The 1,083-nt window shown below is 38.7% G+C and carries 1 protein-coding gene; it reads left to right on the forward strand.

Annotation, left to right across the window (positions count from 1 at the left end):
• Window positions 1-495 precede the first annotated feature (495 nt).
• Complete coding sequence (locus AAAU26_RS05120) at window positions 496-936, forward strand: hypothetical protein (protein WP_005929376.1); 441 nt, start codon at window positions 496-498, stop codon at window positions 934-936.
• The last annotated feature ends 147 nt before the right edge of the window (window positions 937-1,083 follow it).

Raw genomic sequence — 1,083 nt, forward strand, 5'->3', positions numbered from 1 at the left:
AATGATTCTTCCACAAATTGGATAGAAAAGATCATGGAGGGTGTCGGTATTCACTAGATGGATTCTCAAGAAGCATAAACAGCCCGCTATTTGCAGAGAATTCTGGAAGAAAATTGAAGAAAGCATCCTTCCGGCAACAGCACCCCGGACGTTTGTGAACTCTCACAACAGAGATCAAGAACCAATCCCTGCTTTGCGCTTACACCGTTTTGGTGACATTTTTTCTCCGTCTTGCTACAATATTGTGGATTTTTTCTATTTGTGCTTTGCTATTATCAACATCTAAAATGGAAACCGTGATGGAGGTGATTCCAATGCAGATAATTTCCTTGAAAACAAATTGAATGCTTTGGCAAACGGTGGCCAGTTCTCCATTTCCTACGACATCACGATTCCGTAATAAAAGCATTAGATAATGGGTATAAAAGCCACGATTCTTTAGAGTCGAAAGAAAAGAATCGTGGCTTTGTACGTTTGAATTATGGAGCAAGCCAAATGAATAAGAAATTGGAATTTTTTAGCAGTATGGCGGTTGCCTTTATAGTTTTGATATTGGTCTTTCTTTGCATTCGTTTTTCAGGTCAGGGAAAATTTGCTACACATGGAGGAACCAATCCGTCTGATGTAAAATGTATTTATACTTCAGTTTGGCCGGATAATGAATACACTAGGCTTATTTGTGAGCCGGAAAGTGGAACGATAGAATATATATTGGATGGTTCTAATGCTGGGTATTATGCAATCTTTTATAATAATATCTCTGAAGAAGAAATACAAAAATATATTGACCAATTGAAAACCTTAGGATACGCTGAAGAGGCATCGGCTTCAGAAAGCGTTTCGACAGGCGTTTTGCTAAGAAAAGATGAAACATGGATAAGCATTGCATACTCAGAGGGAGGATTTGGAATCCGGATTTCAGTAGAAAAATCCTGAATAAAAGAGATGCTGGGGAATCCCGGTTATCCCTATGATGCAGTGGAAAGAAAATGGATTGCTCAATATTGGAGGCTCCAACCACAGCTTCTTTGTTGAAATGTTAATCAGTTAGATACCGCCAGACGGTTTATTTAGAACGAGGTT

Source organism: Faecalibacterium longum (assembly GCF_040094125.1).
Classification (GTDB): domain Bacteria; phylum Bacillota; class Clostridia; order Oscillospirales; family Ruminococcaceae; genus Faecalibacterium; species Faecalibacterium longum.